At 72.2% G+C, this 3168-nt stretch carries 3 protein-coding genes and 1 pseudogene; 2 read left to right on the forward strand and 2 right to left on the reverse strand.

Features of this window, described 5'->3' with window-relative positions:
- Positions 1 to 171 precede the first annotated feature (171 nt).
- Positions 172 to 1473 carry a tyrosine--tRNA ligase gene (gene tyrS, locus ESO86_RS14240; RefSeq protein ID WP_242492381.1) on the reverse strand — a complete coding sequence of 434 codons (1302 nt, stop codon included), beginning with the start codon at positions 1471 to 1473 and terminating at the stop codon, positions 172 to 174.
- Positions 1474 to 1598: 125 nt separating this feature from the next.
- Between tyrS and ESO86_RS14245 the strand changes: the two genes are divergently transcribed.
- A complete protein-coding gene (locus ESO86_RS14245; protein ID WP_129235589.1) occupies positions 1599 to 2231 on the forward strand; it encodes a DNA-binding protein in 633 nt (210 codons plus the stop codon).
- An 88-nt stretch (positions 2232 to 2319) separates the two neighbouring features.
- A complete protein-coding gene (locus ESO86_RS14250; protein ID WP_129235590.1) occupies positions 2320 to 2916 on the forward strand; it encodes a hypothetical protein in 597 nt (198 codons plus the stop codon).
- 43 nt (positions 2917 to 2959) lie between these two features.
- On the opposite strand, the pseudogene ESO86_RS14255 reads toward ESO86_RS14250, so the two are convergent.
- Positions 2960 to 3168, reverse strand: a pseudogene (locus ESO86_RS14255) (DNA-3-methyladenine glycosylase); the annotation flags it as partial.

A 3168-nucleotide genomic window follows, 5' to 3' on the forward strand; every position in this document is an offset into this window, starting at 1 on the left:
CGGCGACGCTCGCGGCGGCGACGGATGCCGCGGCCAGCGCGGACACGTCCAGGCGCGCGGGCAGCGGCACCTCGGGCAGCGGCGCGAGCATCGCGAGCGCGGCGGGATCGAGATCGAGCTCCGCGCGGACTCGTGCGAGGAGCCGATCAGCCGCCTCGCGTGTCACCGGGCCTACCGGACGAACACGCCCGCGAGCGTCTTCTTGCCGCGACGGAGGACGGCCATGCCGCCGGCGTCGACCCGGCCGCCGATCAGCGTCGTGTCGTCCTCGACGCGCACGTTGTCGATCGAGACGCCCCCCTGGGCGATTGCGCGGCGACCCTCGCTGAGGCTCGAGACGAGGCCGGTGTCGACGAGCAGCTGCACGACCGTGGCGTCCGCGCCGGTCTCGGTGTGAGGGAGCTCGCGGAGCGCGGCCTCGAGCGTGCCCCGGTCGAGGCCGGCGAGGTCGCCCTGTCCGAACAGCGCCTGCGAGGCCGCGATGACGGAGGCCGTGGCATCCGCGCCGTGCACGAGGGTCGTCACCTCGTGCGCGAGCACCCGCTGCGCCTCGCGGCGGAAGGGCTCGGTCTCGACCTTCTCGGCCAGCTCCTCGATGCGCTCGCGACGGAGGAACGTGAAGACCTTGAGCCGGTCGATCACGTCGGAGTCGTCGGTGTTGAGCCAGAACTGGTAGAAGCGGTACGGACTGCACATGTCGGCGTCGAGCCAGATGGCGTTGCCCTCGCTCTTGCCGAACTTCGTGCCGTCGGAGTTCGTGATGAGCGGCGTGCCGATCGCGTGGACGTGCACCCCCTCGACGCGGTGGATGAGGTCGGTGCCGCTCGTGAGGTTGCCCCACTGGTCGCTGCCGCCCGTCTGCAGGACGCAGTCGTACTGGCGGTAGAGCTCGAGGTAGTCGAACCCCTGGAGGATCTGGTAGCTGAACTCGGTGTAGCTGATGCCGGCGTCGGAACTGAGGCGCGAGGCGACCGCGTCCTTCTTCAGCATCGTCCCGACGCGGTAGTGCTTGCCGATGTCGCGGAGGAAGTCGATCGCGGAGAGGCCGGCGGTCCAGTCGAGGTTGTTCACCATGCGGACGGCGTTCTCGCCCTCGGCGGAGAGGAATCGTCGGACCTGGGCGTCGAGGCGCTCGACCCACTCGGCGACCGTCTCCTTCGTGTTCAGGGTGCGCTCCGCGGTGGGGCGAGGGTCGCCGATGAGGCCGGTGGAACCCCCGACGAGGCCGAGCGGCTTGTGGCCGGCGAGCTGGATGCGGCGCAGCGTGAGGATCTGCACCAGGTTGCCGAGGTGCAGGCTCGGCGCGGTCGGGTCGAACCCGCAGTAGTACGTGATCGGCTCGCCTGCGAGGAGTCGTTTGAGCGCCGACTCGTCGGTCGACACGTGGACGAGCCCGCGCCAGCGGAGCTCCTCCCAGACGTCGTCGAACGAGGGGTCGTTCTGCTGCGTGGCGAGGATCGCGGGGTCGGACACGAGTGCAAGGGTAGCAGCGGCGGGCATTCGTCCCGGTCAAGCCTGCAGTCTTGATCATACTGGTTGAAGCTTCTATACTTAACTCAGCCCGGTCAAGTCTCCACCCTTGTGACAGAGGAGCAGCCATGTACGTCGTGACCGCCGACCAGATCGGCAGCCGCACCGACGTCGACCGCTCGGCGGCCATGCAGCAGGAGCTCCAGGAACGCTTCGGCGATCGACTCGACCTGCCCGTCGACCAGACCTCCGGCGACGAACTGCAGGCGCTCACCGGCGAGGCGGAGGCCGCGACCGACCTCGTGCTGCACCTCGCGCGCGACGGGCACTGGAGCATCGGCCTCGGCATCGGCGACGTGCGCGAGCCCCTCCCCGACGCCGTCCGCAAGGCGACCGGCGGCGCGTTCTTCGCGGCGCGCGAGGCGGTCGACGCGGCCAAGCGCGCCGAGGCGCGCTTCGCGCTCCGGACGGACGGCGAGGACACGGGACTGCTCCCGGCGAACGAGGTCGAGGCGATCGTCCGGCTGCTCCTGCTCATCCGCGACCGCCGGACCCCGCAGGGCTGGGAGGCGGTCGACCTCGTGCGTTCGGGTCGCTCCCAGAAGCACGCAGCCGAACTGCTCGGGATCTCGGATGCCGCGGTCAGCCAACGGCTCCGGACCGCCATGTGGTCCGCCGACGACGATGCGCGCCCGGCGGTCGTCCGACTGATCGCCTCGCTCGGCGACCGCGGTGCGGAGTCGACGCTCCCCGGGCGGTGACCGAGGCCGTCGATATGCTCGACCCCGAGCCCCGGGACCCGAACGCCCGGACCCGAACCCGGCCCGGATCCGGGAGAGCGGAGGACCCGTGAACGTCGTCGGTGCGATGTCGGCCGTCGGATGGGCGGTGATCGTCGTCGCGCTCGGCGCGTCGGCGGTGCTCTCCGTCCTGGCGTACCTCCGCCCCAGGCCCATCCACCTCTGGCCGGCCGCGGGCGCCCTCGCACTCGCGATCGTCGCGGCCTCGACCGTGCCCGACGACGTGCCCACGGTCGCCGCGCCGCTCGTGGGCCTGCTCGGGATGGTCGTCGCGGTCTTCGGCGGAAGCCCGGCCGCAGCGACCGCACTGCAGCTCGCGATGGGCTCGAGCACGCCGCCCGGCGCGCACGGCGGCATCCTCGTCGCCCTCCGCTCGGACGAGCCGACCACGCCCGGCATCGCGCCGGCCCGTCACGAGGTCCTCCGCGGCGGGCTCACGATCGGCGTGCTCGAACGGCTGGCCTCGGCCGGCACGATCATCGCGGGATTCCCCGAGGGGCTCGCGATCGTCGTGGCGGTCAAGGGCGTCGGGCGGTTCACCGAGCTCGAGGCGCCCGAGGCGCGGGAGCGCTTCATCATCGGCACGTTCGCCAGCCTCATCTGGGCGTGCGCCGCGGCCCTCGCCGTGCACCTCGCGATCCGCTGATCGGCACGGAGGCGCAGGTCTGGCGCCGCCCGACGACGTCCGGTCAGTGCGACTTCGGATGCCTCCGGTAGACCGAGACGCCCGGATCCCCCGGCACCCAGAACCGCCACGGGTACGACGCCGCCCCGCCCGCGCCGCTGATGCCCGTGCGCGGACCGGTCGCGTGCGCGAGCGGGCCGACCCGGACCTCGAGCGAGAACGGCGGCGCCAGCAGGTCGGAGCCGTTCGCCGCGAGCGGCACGCCGAGCGCCT

This window comes from Agromyces binzhouensis (genome assembly GCF_004135055.1).
GTDB lineage: Bacteria > Actinomycetota > Actinomycetes > Actinomycetales > Microbacteriaceae > Agromyces > Agromyces binzhouensis.

Coding starts and splice junctions, on each gene's coding strand:
- ESO86_RS14245 (WP_129235589.1), top strand. CDS start 1,599: ATGTACGTCGTGACCGCCGACCAGATCGGCAGCCGCACCGACGTCGAC.